General features: G+C 39.0%; 12 protein-coding genes. 8 read left to right on the top strand and 4 right to left on the bottom strand.

Going from position 1 to position 13,439, the window contains the following annotated elements:
- Positions 1-69: 69 nt before the first annotated feature.
- The 4 genes from JWR61_RS07370 to JWR61_RS07385 form a co-directional block, all read right to left on the bottom strand.
- The gene (locus JWR61_RS07370; protein ID WP_301927204.1) at positions 70-720 is read right to left on the bottom strand and encodes a porin family protein; all 651 of its coding nucleotides are present in this window, start codon (positions 718-720) and stop codon (positions 70-72) included.
- A gap of 137 nt (positions 721-857) precedes the next feature.
- Entirely contained in the window at positions 858-1,553 is a 696-nt protein-coding gene (locus JWR61_RS07375) for a LytTR family DNA-binding domain-containing protein (protein ID WP_301927205.1), read from the bottom strand.
- Positions 1,546-2,613 carry a sensor histidine kinase gene (locus JWR61_RS07380; RefSeq protein WP_301927206.1) on the bottom strand — a complete coding sequence of 356 codons (1,068 nt, stop codon included), beginning with the start codon at positions 2,611-2,613 and terminating at the stop codon, positions 1,546-1,548. The genes JWR61_RS07375 and JWR61_RS07380 overlap by 8 nt, the downstream gene beginning before the upstream one ends.
- A gap of 335 nt (positions 2,614-2,948) precedes the next feature.
- The gene (locus tag JWR61_RS07385) at positions 2,949-3,398 is read right to left on the bottom strand and encodes an outer membrane beta-barrel protein (RefSeq protein ID WP_301927207.1); all 450 of its coding nucleotides are present in this window, start codon (positions 3,396-3,398) and stop codon (positions 2,949-2,951) included.
- Between the two features lie 296 nt (positions 3,399-3,694).
- Here JWR61_RS07385 and JWR61_RS07390 point away from each other — a divergent pair, with 296 nt between their 5' ends.
- From JWR61_RS07390 to JWR61_RS07425, 8 genes are all read left to right on the top strand, one after another.
- The gene (locus tag JWR61_RS07390) at positions 3,695-4,519 is read left to right on the top strand and encodes an alpha/beta hydrolase (RefSeq protein ID WP_301927208.1); all 825 of its coding nucleotides are present in this window, start codon (positions 3,695-3,697) and stop codon (positions 4,517-4,519) included.
- A gap of 45 nt (positions 4,520-4,564) precedes the next feature.
- The gene (locus JWR61_RS07395) at positions 4,565-5,179 is read left to right on the top strand and encodes a hypothetical protein (protein ID WP_301927209.1); all 615 of its coding nucleotides are present in this window, start codon (positions 4,565-4,567) and stop codon (positions 5,177-5,179) included.
- A gap of 111 nt (positions 5,180-5,290) precedes the next feature.
- Positions 5,291-6,118, top strand: a complete 828-nt coding sequence (locus JWR61_RS07400) for a DUF5694 domain-containing protein (RefSeq protein WP_301927210.1) — start codon at positions 5,291-5,293, stop codon at positions 6,116-6,118.
- Between the two features lie 129 nt (positions 6,119-6,247).
- Complete coding sequence (locus JWR61_RS07405; protein WP_301927211.1) at positions 6,248-7,201, top strand: NAD(P)-dependent alcohol dehydrogenase; 954 nt, start codon at positions 6,248-6,250, stop codon at positions 7,199-7,201.
- A 489-nt stretch (positions 7,202-7,690) separates the two neighbouring features.
- Complete coding sequence (locus JWR61_RS07410; RefSeq protein ID WP_301927212.1) at positions 7,691-7,912, top strand: hypothetical protein; 222 nt, start codon at positions 7,691-7,693, stop codon at positions 7,910-7,912.
- An 11-nt stretch (positions 7,913-7,923) separates the two neighbouring features.
- Positions 7,924-9,309, top strand: coding sequence for a TolC family protein (locus JWR61_RS07415; RefSeq protein WP_301927213.1), 1,386 nt, complete (start codon positions 7,924-7,926; stop codon positions 9,307-9,309).
- A gap of 10 nt (positions 9,310-9,319) precedes the next feature.
- Positions 9,320-10,360, top strand: coding sequence for an efflux RND transporter periplasmic adaptor subunit (locus JWR61_RS07420; protein ID WP_301927214.1), 1,041 nt, complete (start codon positions 9,320-9,322; stop codon positions 10,358-10,360).
- Between the two features lie 20 nt (positions 10,361-10,380).
- The gene (locus JWR61_RS07425; protein ID WP_301927215.1) at positions 10,381-13,413 is read left to right on the top strand and encodes an efflux RND transporter permease subunit; all 3,033 of its coding nucleotides are present in this window, start codon (positions 10,381-10,383) and stop codon (positions 13,411-13,413) included.
- Positions 13,414-13,439: the final 26 nt, after the last annotated feature.

Here is a 13,439-nt window from a genome sequence, read left to right on the forward strand (position 1 = left end):
TAAAAATTGATCAACTATTTTTTGTGAAACGATGGACAACACTGGAATAAAAAGAGGTTGTGAGGTATATTAATTTCTTCCCAATGGATTTGTTAACCATGCTTTGGAAAAATGCACACTCACCATCACTGCCCTGTTGTGTATTTCCCTGTCATACGAAATGTCGCTTAAACCATAACTGTATCTAATGTCAATGGCGATTCTTTTTTGTTTGAAAGGAAACTCAACACCACCGCCCATCTGAACACCTGCATCCCACCGTTTAAAACTTCCGCCGGTATTGTTAAAGGAGAGTTTGGTTGACAGATCACCCATGGTGTTTTTACCACTGAGGTTATAAGCAACAGATGGTCCTGCATTCATGTAAAATCTACCCATGTGTAAACGGGCCAGCAGCGGTAATTCCAGTGTGTTTAAACGAAGGCTTGACTCGTTGGTGGTGATGGGATTGTTTGCTTTTAATTTGCCACCTTTCCTCATGTAATACAACTCAGGAACAATTGAAAATGCGGGTGTGATACCTGCCTGGAATGATACCCCCGCCTGTATACCATTGGTTGACTTTTTATAGTCGGCCAGGGATTTGTTGGCATCACCATAATTGAGGTTGGTGCTTACCACATTGATCATCAAATCCAGGTAAGTGTTGGTTTGGCCAAATGTATTTGCTGCCAAAAAAATCATACCCGCTACGAGTACTGTTTGTAATTTCTGCTTCATAATAATTTTTTTAAAGTTGGTTAATTATTTAACTGAAGCAAAAGTATAGGAACGGCTGTGGGCGTGCAATTCAGCTATGCAAAGCGAAGAATGATGTCTGCCAACGGGGCTTTTTAATCTTCCAAATTCCGGAAGCTTTAGGGCTTGCTGTTGATGAGTTGAAGGAAGGCTTCTTTGTAGGTATCTGAAACAGGAATCAACTGATCTGCAATTTTAATCCTGCTGCGTTCGATAGATTCTATTTTATTGATGGCCACCATAAAACTCTTGTGTACCCTGCATACCAGGTGAGCTGGTATCAGCTGCTCCAGCTCGCTGAAACCCTGCAAGGTCATGATCTTTTTACCGGGCGTATGAATGCGTAAATAATCCCTCATGCCTTCTATGTAAAGGATATCATTGATCATTATTTTTTCAAGCCGGTTCTCTGTTTTTACAAAAATAAAATCCAATGATTTTTCAGCCACCCGCTTGCTTAAATTTTCCTGTGCTTTATTAACGGCTTGTAAAAAACGATTGAATGTAAATGGTTTTAAAAGGTAGTCTGTAATGTGCAGCTCATACCCCTTTAAAGCATATTCCTGGTATGCAGTTGTGATAATAACCTGGCTGGTTATTTTGGAGCTTTCCAGCAATTCTATGCCCGATAGTTCATCCATATTAATATCCAGGAAAAGTACATCTACTTTGTTGTTGTTCAGGTAAGTGAGGCCGCTCAGCGCATTGTCGAACGTGGCGCTTAAATTTAAGAAGGGAACTTTGTTTACAAAGTCTTTTGTTTTTTCCATCGCCAGCGGTTCGTCTTCAATAATGATGCAGGTATATTTATCCATTGGTTATCGTTAAGTTTACTGTGTACAATTCGGCTGTTTTATGCACTTCCAACACATGTTTTTCCGGGTAAATAAGTTGCAGCCGTTTTTGAATCAGCTCATTGCCTAAGCCGCTGTCAGGTGGCCGCACGGTCGGTTTCGAATCAAATTTATTTTCACATACCAATTGTATGGTTTTATCATTTATAACGATGTGAACGGTGATGGCATTCGCCAGTTTTTTATTATTGGTATGCTTAAAAGCATTTTCAATAAATGGAATAAAAATCATCGGCGCAATCATCTTATTGCCAATTGGCCCTGTTACTAAAAACCGTACATAATTGGGATTGGCTGTTCTTATTTTTTGCAGGGCGATGTATTTTTCGATGTATTCAATTTCCTGCGACAGCAGAATCTGGTCGGCCATTGTTTCGTACAACATAAACCGCATGATGTCGGATAACTTATTTAAATAGTTGGACGCCTCAACAGCGTCTTTTATAATGAGTGCATCGATGTTGTTGATGGTATTGAACAGAAGATGCGGATCCAGTTTGGATTTGATCAGCGCCAGTTCCATTTCATGGTTCTTTTCTTTTAAAGCCTGCTTTAATTTTATTTCGTTGAACCACGTGATAAACCCCTTGATCACCAAAGCAACCATGCCACAAACCGAACCAATAAACGTCATGATAATGATTACCCTGACAGCAGTCGACCGGCCGTTTTTTCCACCCTGGTCCATGTCGATCACACGGCCTGTTTCAATTAAATACCGGTGGAAAATGTAGGCTACAATGGATGCACAAACGGATATAAGCAAACCAACAGCAATGGCCTGGAGAAACTTTTTTTGCTGCAGGTATTTGGGAAACAAAATAAAATAGTATAAATAAAATGTAATAAAGGAAGGTGTAAAGGCAAACAGTAAGATATTTTTAAAAGCTATCACCATGCGGGAGTTTGGCGCACTGGCATACAGGCTGCTGCGGTAGTAAACACTTAGCATGATTACAATCAAAATAAAATAGCAGGCCCAAAAGCCGATGTGTAATGAAACAATAAAAGACTTTTTCATAATTCAAGTACCTAAAGAACATGAAGGTCTCTTTTTAATTTCACTTTAGCGCAAGTGATATGCAAACGGGCAGTATTTGTCTGCGAAATGAGTTGTTGCAAAAAGGCTCCGGTCCGTTCAAAATAGGGCAAGGTTTTCAGCATTTAAATATCCTGAATGCCTCCGCCTCTGATGCAGGTATAACTTTCAGGAAGCCTTGTTTAAAGATATTTTTATGCTGCCAAGCCAGTGAATATCGTAGTAAAAACTTTTTTATTGATTCTTTTTGCAATATAATCAAACCCCTCAAAATCAATGTTCAATAATCAAATACTCTTGCACAAAATCCCCGTCAACTACGTTACTTGTTTGCCTTGAAATGCAGGCCTGAAGGCATATTGATAAGTCAGGTCAAACGCCATTTTATGCATCGGATATCTAAATCCTCCGGCAAACCTATAATCCATTTTCAACGGGGTTACCTGATAGTTATTTTCAGGTACTGCCGCGGCGGCGCCGATAAAAGTATTTTGTGGCACATTGGCCACCCTCATCTGAAAATCATATTTACCAATGGACTCTTTACTGTTTGTATTTAATAATACCGATGCCTGGAGACCACCCTCAACCGACCATCGTTTTCCCATTTTAAGGAAGGCCAGCAAAGGTATGTCTGCATAATATAAACGGGTGTATCTCGTGACCTTGTTATAAAACTGGATATTGCTGGCAGTATCATTCAGGTAAACCGCTTTGCTTACGCCGTGACCGCTGGTTGTTACTACAGAACCAGCTGTTAAACCCATGCTTACATAAAAATTTGAAGAGGCGTTTAAAGTACCTCTGCGGCAGGAAAAGGTTGCAGGCTTTGCTGCTAGCCTGGAGTTGCGTTTACAGCAGTGCCAACAGAAAACGGAAAATCCACTGCCCTTACTCGCCGGTAAAAATTAAAAAAAGGCTCCATCACAAACACTATTTTTTATAATCTACTGTTTGCAACCGGCATTTTTCCAGCATGTCCTTTTTTGACATCAAACTGTCCCTTCGAAGGACGAAAGCCGCTGTAGCTTTGCATCATACGATAACCAATTAAATATAAAAAATGAAAAATAAAGCAATGTTACTCAAACAAATCTTTGCATCAGCATGTGCAATTATGTTGCTTTTTCTACTTGGCTCATGCAAAAAAGAATCATTCAACTCAGGTGCAACAAAAGAGTTTATTTTACAATCTGCTACAAACGGCGCCTCCTATCAAATTAAGGTTGGGTTACCCTCCAATTACAATCCCGTGGTGGAAAAATATGCAACTATCTATGTGTTGGACGGGGATGAAATTTTTGATTTCGTAGCGAACAAGTGCCAACAAATTTCAAATGACCTTGGTGTTAAAAATGTATTGGTTGTAGGTATTGGCTGCGGGCAAGACCGCAGCCTGGATTACACTCCAACAAAAATCAACTCAATAAGCGGCTGTGCTCCCCAATTCCTGCATTTTATTGAAACGCAATTGATACCCAAAATTGAGCAGGATTATAAGGTAGATACTGCCAGAGCCAGCAGGGTAATTCTTGGTCACTCTTATGGAGGTTTATTTGGTGGATATGCTTTCAGTATTCATAATAAGTTGTTTGGTAATTATATCTTACTGAGCCCTTCATTTTGGTTCGATGATCTTGTTGCTTTACGGCAGGAAAAGGATAACCGGAACGATAACAAAACAAGAAAACAATTGGTATTTATGGGCATCGGCGAAGCAGAAAATGCAGGAAGGATGCAAGCTCCTTTCGAGGCATTTTACCAGGCACTGCAAAAAAACTATTTTGATATTAAACTCGAAAAAAATCGTGAAAGGAATTTAGACCACCTGGGGTCAAGAAATCCCAATATAGAAAAAGGCCTCCATTTCTATTTTCAAAACAGGTAACGCCAGGCCAACATTCATTTAGTTTATTTCCAAAACATCATTTATATGAAACAGCATAAATTATTATTCATCATTTTCTCAGTTTTAAGCTTTACCAATAGTTTTGCCCAAACCGAAAAACAATCAATAAAAGTAAAACACTTTGCAGTAAAGCAATTAACCATTGAGCCGGGCATTGGTATCCATTCCAATTTTGGAACAGATTTACTCATCACAAACCTGGTTCAATGGAATCCTAAGAAACATCTTGCCTTTGCTTCACATTCGTCTTATAATATCAATAATTTACTTCAGCGAAATTTTAATGGTATCAAGACCGAACACAATTATTCCGTTAATCAAAAGTTTGGCGTAGGTACTACATTCTATTCAAAAAGAAGCTCCAATACATTTTTATTAATGGCTGGTGTAAAATACACTTCCTTCAAGGAAAGTTTAGTTAATCCCGATGACAAAAATGTAAGTGCTGGCGTAAATGCTTTCAGTCCTGATTATGGATTGATGTACAGCCTGAAGAAGGGAGTCAAAAAATATTTTTTCAGTTTTCGCATGTATGTACCTCTTTATCCCTGGCCTGTTAAAGCCACTAATATTTCAGCTGTGGATGGTAATATCAATAATATTGCTCTGGAGTTTGGTGCAGGCATAAAAATTAAATAAAAACTGTGCTAACAATTTTGTTGAGCCTGAATTTGAGTAACTAAACTACCTGTTGATATAATTGCCGAAAGAGTAACTATAACCAATTCTAAAAACGCTTCTAAATAAAACATGATGAAACTTAATCTAACTGTGATACTGTCACTACTCATCGCTACTGGACTTGCACAGCCACAAAAAAAGGTGGAGGTATTGACATTGGGGTCATTCCATTTTGCTTTTCACAATTTAGACTTAATCAAAACTACCGCAGATGACCAGATTGATGTTCTTGACCCTAAATATCAAAAGGAAATTGAAGACATTGTTGCACGGATTGCTAAGTTTAAACCCACCGTTATCGCCATTGAAGAAGATCCGGAAAAGCAGGCTAAATATGACTCACTGTATAATCAATATTTGCAAGGTCACTATAATTTAAAACGGGGTGAAGAAGAACAAATTGGATTCAGGATTGCGAAAATGATGAACCTGAAAAGACTTAATTGTGTTAACGCCTGGGGAACAGACTATGAGGCGCTGAACAAAGTTTTGGACGGAAAGGACAGCATGGAGAATAAAAAATTCATGAACTATTTTAATCAATGTGCGGATACTTTAAAACGATATTTTCCAAAACCAATTTTCAAAACAAAAGGGATCAAGGCAGAACTCATACAAAAAAATGATCCCAAAAATATCAACTCAGATCTGGGAACCTATTTGATTGGCATTTTCAAGTATGAAACCACCGACAATAAATTTTTTGGGCCAGACTTTGTTACAGGTTGGTGGTTCAATAGAAATTTGAGAATTTTCAGAAATATTCAAAAAATAAGCACAACACCAGCGGATAGAGTATTGGTTATTTTTGGTGCGGGACACATGACCCTACTGAATTCATTTTTCGACGCTTCCCCGGAATACAAATTGCTTAAAGTAAACGATTACTTACAATAAAATCTCAGCTAACGTATAGGGATTGGCGAGACTCTAAAAGTAATTTTATATTTTCTAACCAATGTCAACGAAAGCAGTAAATGACTCATCTGCTTTAATCCATTTAAATAATTAAATAAAACAAAAATAATGAACGCAGCAGTTTACATTCAATATGGTTCGCCAGAGGTGCTCCACGTTAATGATGTTGAAAAGCCAACTCCAAAGGATAATGAAATTCTATTAAAGGTTAAAGCCACCGCAGTCAATTCAGGTGATGTGAGATTGCGAAAAGCCGATCCATTTGCAGTGAGATTTTTTTTCGGTTTGATAAAGCCAAAAATTAATATTCTTGGAAGTGTTTTTTCAGGCGAAGTTGAAAGTATCGGGAAAGATGTAAAAAAGTTTAAAGTCGGTGACTTTGTGTTTGGTCATACGGATATGAGTTTTGGTTCATATGCCGAGTATAAATGTCTGCCAGAAAATGGGTCTTTGGCTTTAAAACCTGCTCACATTTCTCACAAGGAAGCAGCAGTAATTCCTTTTGGTGGAGTTACAGCATTGCATTTTATAAAAAAAGCGAAAATAAAAAAAGGGCAAAAAGTGCTTATAGTAGGCGCTTCCGGTGCAGTGGGAAGTGCCGCCGTTCAATTGGCCAGGTCAGTTGGAGCCAATGTTACCGGTGTTTGCAGCACTGCAAATATTGCTTTAGTAAAATCGATCGGAGCAAATAAAGTAATTGATTATACACAAGAGGATTTTACCAAAGATGGGGAAACTTATGATATCATTTTTGATACACTGAAAACAATACCTGTTTTTCGAAGTTTAAAATCACTTAATAAAAATGGCATCATGATTCTTAGCGCCGCAGGAATGTCAGAAATGCTGCAAGGCTTTTGGGTTTCGATGACAAGTAGCAAAAAGGTAATCACCGGTATAATCAGTCATACAGCAGCAGATATTAATTTTCTAAAGGTGCTTATTGAAGCAGATAAATTGAAACCAGTAATTGACAGGACTTATTTATTGGAGCAAATTGCAGAAGCGCACGCTTATGTTGACAAAGGACATAAGAAAGGAAATGTTGCAATCGAAGTCTAATATAAAAACCTATACGCTATCTATTTCTGAAGAAAAACCATAGCAGTGCAATTAGTAATTTCAGGCATTCGTGTTAAGATAATTGTGCATGCTAAAAACAATATTCCTAGCTCCGGAACGATATAGAATATCAATAACCAAAAGTGATTTTTTACCAACAAGTGCAGTCTGGATAAAATAAATTGAAAGGATTATTAAAGCTGCAATGAAGGAAATATTCAATAATAAACGCCTCGATTTTTTTTATTTTTCCCCGGCCTGTATTTAATCTACACTGATTTATATCATCGCTTAGTACCAACGATAAATAGCTTTTTCAATTTGCCAGTTGCCATCCAATCTGCATAAAAATATCCATCTCAAAATGGATATTTTTTATTCCCCAACACGCTTATTTTTTTTTGTCCGTTTTTGACATCAGCCTGTCCTTCCGGCCGCTGAAAGCCGCTCTACCTTTACATCATAAAATAACAACTAAATAAAATAAAAATGAAAAAAGTAGTATTTGCAATCCAGGTTTTGGGTTTATTAGCAATGTTCCCGGTATGTATTGCAGCTGAATTAAATCGCGGAAGTGAAACAGTTCCTGTAAATAATACATCGGGGAATTTTTTTAAGGATCCAACAAAAACAAGCACCCAGTCCAAAGTAAAAACGCCGAAAGAAAATATTGACAAGGTGCTGTTTTTAACGGATTTACTCCACTTTTAAAATTACAAATCATGAAAGCCTTAAAATTGACGGGCGTCATTATTCTCCTATTTTGGCCTGGTTACCTTATGTTGTTTGCCCAGCAAGTAGCAAATCCTGGAAAGGCGCTGGAACAATATATCAGGCTTGGTTTAAAAAATAATTTAGCCTTGCAGGAGAAGCAGTTCGACCTTCAGAAATCGCACCTTGCCCTCCGGGAAGCCAGGAGTTTTTATTTACCAACCATTAGTTTTCAAAGTGATTACAATTTAGCAAAAGGAGGTCGGTCAATAGATCTGCCCCTTGGTGATTTGCTGAACAGTGCTTATGCAAGTCTTAATAAATTAACTGCTTCCAGTGATTTTAAGATGGTGCAGAATCAACAATTCGCTTTGATGCAACCTGTTTTCCAGGATACCAGGATTCAAACAAATGTTTCCCTGGTAAACCAGGAGATCAGGTATTTTAACCTGATACGAAAAGAAGCAATTACAGAAAAACAGGCAGCGGTAAATGTGTATAAGCGGGAACTGATAAAAGATATCCAGGTAGCTTATTATCATTATCTGCTGGCGCAGCAATTGATCGGAATTTATAAAAATGCCGGTGAGTTATTGCAGGATAATATCAGGTACACCGAAGTGCTGATAAGGAATGGAAGGGCTTTAAAAAGTAGTCTGCTGAAAGTACAGGTACAACTTTCAAGCAACGCCGCTTTGCTTTCAGAAGCAGAAAATAAATCGAAGACAGCGGCAGCTTATTTTAATTTTTTGATCAATGCACCACTGGATGCATCGATTGTCACAGACGCTGGTTTTTACCAAACATCTGATCTTGCGGCAAATGACAATTTAAAAGAAAATAGGTTTGGCAGAGAAGAAATCAGTCTTGTTCAAAGTTTGACCAGGCAATCGGCGCTGTTAGTAAGAAAAGAGAGAGCCGCCTGGTTACCACAGGTAGGGGCATTTTTCAACGCAGGCATCCAGGGGCGTACTTATAAAATGAATTCGGATCATGCATACCTGTTTGGCGGTGTACAACTAAAATGGACTATTTACAATGGTTCAAAAACATCCAGCCGAGCAAAACAGGCGGCCACAGATTTTCAAATGCTCCAGGTACAATTAATTGAAACAACGCGGCAGATTGAGTTAGAAACTATCAACAAAAAGCTGGAACTAAATTCTGCCCTGGCTAAATTAACCGCGTCAAAATCCAATCAGCTACTCGCTTTAGAAATTTACAGGGAAACCCAACTACGGTATCGCCAGGGCCAGGCATTAAGTATCGAATTACTGGATGCTTTCACACAGCTGATTAACAGCCGGCTTGAATTTGAAACGAATCAGACAGAGATATTAATCAAGCAAGCAGAGGTTGAAAGAGCAACTGCATCTTACATTTTCCCAAATACATAAACAACAAAAAATGAAAAAGAAACTATTATTAAAATTGATGGCGATGGTGTTGCTTTTGCAGGCCTGCCACCACAAACCAATTGCAGACAAGCCAACCCAGCCTATTGCCGTAAGAACACAACAGGTAGAGTTTAAAGAGTATGCTGTGCCGGTTATCAGCAGCGGAATTGTTAGTTCCGGAATTGAAGCAAGACTTAGTTTTAAAACCGGTGGAGTTATCTCCCGCATGTATGTTAAAGAAGGCGAGATGGTGCACAAGGGGCAACTGCTTGCCATGTTAAATATGACGGAGGTTGATGCCCAGGTTACCCAGCTTCAATCTGCTTACAAAAAAGCAAAACGGGATTTTCTGCGGGCTGATAACTTACTAAAAGACAGTGGGACTACTAAGGAACAATGGGAAAATGCCAGTACAGAATTGCAGATGAGTGGAGAATCGCTGAAGATAGCCTCGTTTAACAAACAGTACTCTGCGATCTACTCCACTGTGTCCGGAAGGGTCATCAGTAAATTGGGCAACGAGGGCGAAATGGCGGCGCCTGGTACGCCCGTATATATCATCAATTCTACCAATGAAGAGGACTGGGTAATTCGCGTTGGAGTAGCTGATAAAGACTGGGCCCGCATTCGTTTAAGAGATAAAGCAGCAGTAACATTAGATGCTTACCCCGGACAAATATTTCCTGCCACGGTTTCCAATATAGCACAAGCTTCAGATCAGGGTTCTGGAACTTTTGCAATTGAGTTAAAAATCAATCCGGGGTCACAAAAATTTGCCAACGGCCTCATTGGTAAAGTACAGATTTTGCCAACAATAACAGACAAAGTATATCTTATCCCGGTTGCCGCAATTCACGAAGCTGATGCAAAAAGCGCAAACGTTTTTTCTGTATCCCTTAATAGAAAAATGGCAACCATTCACAAGGTTCAAGTCGCCTACATATTAAAGGATATGGTTGCTGCCAGGTCAGGTCTTGAAAATGTGCAGGAGGTTGTGACTGATGGGGGTGCTTACTTATCTGATAAGCTCCCCTTAGCAATTCAACATTAATCATCTTAATAATTTAAGTCATGAGAATCACGGAATTTTCGGTTAAAAATTACCAGTTTACCATCATCATTTTTGTATTGCTGCTGGCACTGGGTCTCGGATCATTACTACACATGCCAAGAGGCGAAGATCCAACATTCACGCCACCCACATTTGTCGTTGTTTCGGTTTATCCGGGTACCAGTCCGAATGATATGGAGAAACTGGTGGCAGACCCTATTGAAGAAAAATTAAATGAACTGGATAATATTAAAAGAATCCGTTCTGATATCAATGATGGGGTTTGTGTTACCGAAGTGGAATTCATGTACAAAGAAAATCCGGATGAAAAATACAATGAAGTGGTAAGAGAAATGAACGCTCTGAGGTCATCGTTACCTGCGGATTTATTGTCAATAGATATTCAGAAAATTACGGCATCTGATATCAATACTTATCAACTGGCTTTGGTGGGAGACAGTGCCACTTACCGGCAACTTTATGATGAAGCGGACCGGTTGAAAAAAAGCCTGGAAACAATCAGCGATATCAAGAAGGTTAAAATAAATGGCTATCCCCAGGAGCAGGTAAGGATTTCAATAGACCTGGAAAAGATGGCTCAGAACAAACTTTCCCTGAATGCTGTACTGGCCACCGTTCAAAGCGATGCTAAAAATATTCCGGGAGGAAGCGTTGATGCAGGAGGAAAAAAATTCAATATCAAAACCAGTGGCGATTATGCTTCATTGGATGAAATTAAAAATACGGTTGTATTGGCTACAGCCGACCGGATTGTTTATTTAAAAGATATTGCTGCGGTTGAAATGAAACATGCGGATGAGACCTACATAGCCCGCTTCAACGGAAAAAAAGCGCTGTTTGTTTCAATCAGTGAAAAAGACAAAACGAATATCATTGCCATCAACAAACAGGTGGAGCAACTCTTGTCCGGTTTTACTGCTTCACTGCCAACTTCTGTAAAACTTGAAAGAGGTTTTGTGCAAGCTGAGGATGTGAGCAGGCGGCTGTCTCATTTCTCAAAAGATTTTTTAATAGCGGTATTGCTCGTACTTATAACACTGATCCCTCTTGGTAGCCGGGCATCAATAATTGTAATGATCTCCATTCCGCTTTCAATAGCTATCGGATTATTTTTATTGGATAGTTTCGGCTATACCATTAACCAGTTGAGCATTGTAGGCTTAATTATTTCATTGGGCTTGCTCGTAGATGACAGCATCGTAGTGGTGGAAAATATAGAGCGGTACTTACGCAATGGCTATTCAAGAATGGATGCTGCGATTAAGGGAACCAAACAAATTGCAATCGCAGTACTGGGTTGCACGGCCATTTTAATTGTTGCATTTTTACCAATCGTTTTTCTTCCGGAAACTTCGGGCGACTTTATTCGTTGCCTGCCAATGGCTGTTATTTTTACTGTATTGGCTTCTCTTTTTGTTTCCATGACCATTGTCCCCTTTCTTGCAAGCAGGTTGCTCAAAAAAAATCACAACCCGGCAGGGAATATATTTATGCAGGTTTTGCAAAAAATAATTGCAGGCTCTTATTCCAAACTGCTTGACAAGGCTTTGTCTAAACCTAAAACAACGCTTGGTATTGCCTTATTGCTTTTTGTTGGAAGCCTCTTTTTGTTTAAAGTTGTTGGATTCAGTTTATTCCCACGATCGGAAAAACCGATGTTTTTGGTTAATATAGAAACGCCGCTTGGTACCAGCATTTATAAAACGGATAGTCTTGCCCATGAGGTGGAACGTGTAATAGCAGCGCAACAAAAAGTAAAATCAGTTTCCAGCAATATAGGTAAAGGCAATCCCCGTATCTATTACAATATTGCTCAAAAAAATGAATCGCCTAATTATGCTCAACTGTTTGTGCGGTTAGAGGAAATGGATTTCCCGGAGATTGAACAATTGATTCAGCAATTAAGAAGCAGGTTCAGCAATGTGGCGGATGCCAAAATTGAAATAAAGCAATTTGAGCAGGGCCCGCCGATTGAAGCACCCATTGTGATCAGGATATTTGGTGAAGACCTGGACTCGTTAAAGCAAATGGCAAAACAAGTGGAAGGGATCATCAAATCTACCGAAGGAACACTTTATGTGAATAACCCTTTACAAACGTATAAAACAGATATTAAAGTAGATATCAACAAGGATAAAGCAGCCTTACTGGGCATTGCGCTGAAAGAAATAGACCGAACCATCCGGTTGGGTGTTTCAGGTATCAATATCGCCAACTATAAAGATCAAAAAGGAGATGATTATCCTATTTCGGTAAGTCTGAGCAGGGAGAAAAATCAAACATTGGATGTGTTCAATAAAATTTATGTACCATCTTATTCAGGTACCATGGTGCCCATCAATCAACTGGCCAATCTTAATTTTCAAACCTCTGTTCCTACAATCAAACACTACAATAAAAAAAGGTACATCATTATTTCAAGTTCAGTAGCCCAGGGATTCAACACCGAAGCCGTTACTAATAAAGTGGTGGAATCACTTGAGCAACTTCGTATGCCTGAGGGCTTTAGTTATATGGTTGCGGGCGAAGTAGAAAGCAAGGCCCATAGTTTTGGCGGCCTTGGAAAAATTATACTCATTACCGTATTTGGCTTCCTGGCAATTTTATTATTGGAGTTTAAAACTTTCAAAAGTACCCTGATCGTGCTTTCTGTTATACCGCTTGGAATCATCGGAGCTGTAATAGCATTATTAATTTCCGGCAACACCCTTTCATTTATTGCGGTCATCGGCATCATTGCACTCGCAGGTATTGAGGTAAAAAATTCAATCCTGTTAGTAGATTATACCAACCATCTCCGCCGTGAAGGAAAGACATTGGATGAAGCCATTCATGAAGCAGGTGAAACACGCTTTTTACCGATCATTCTAACCACTATGACAGCCATCGGCGGCTTAATTCCACTTATACTGGAGCACTCTCCCTTATATTCTCCGCTTGCATGGGTATTGGTTGGTGGCCTGATTAGTTCATTAATTCTTTCAAGGGTTGTAACGCCTGTTCTATACAAATTACTGGCACCAAAAATTTAAAACTTAAAATTAAAAAACTTATAAAG

This window comes from Ferruginibacter sp., from assembly GCF_028288465.1.
Lineage (GTDB): Bacteria > Bacteroidota > Bacteroidia > Chitinophagales > Chitinophagaceae > Ferruginibacter.